The 284-nt window shown below is 40.5% G+C and carries 1 protein-coding gene; it reads left to right on the top strand.

All coding sequences use genetic code 11. The features are described from left to right. Positions 1-284: hypothetical protein (locus ACFIK0_RS09575; protein WP_375663940.1), on the top strand; the 284-nt coding region annotated here is incomplete at both ends.

Raw genomic sequence — 284 nt, 5'->3', positions numbered from 1 at the left:
GTACTTTGACGGTGAGCTTTATAACATTCAACAGACTGATACCACGATTGACAACAAAGGATTACTTCAACTCAAAGTAACTGCCAACCATTCATTGGTAGATAAAATGAAAAATTGTCGAGTAGATAAAACCTACCCGACAGAAGATAATCCTGAGTCGTCAGGCGGTACATCTACAGCTACGGACACTGATAAGGATAAGCAACCAGGCGTAACTACTAAGCGAACGGGAGAAAAGCAAACCTACTCACTCAAACATCGCTTAGACAAGTTCTTTAATGGTA

This window comes from Bartonella sp. CL63NXGY (assembly GCF_042194905.1).
GTDB lineage: Bacteria > Pseudomonadota > Alphaproteobacteria > Rhizobiales > Rhizobiaceae > Bartonella.
The sequence above is the reverse complement of the archived record's forward strand: the minus strand, read 5'-3'. Positions and strand labels throughout refer to the sequence as shown.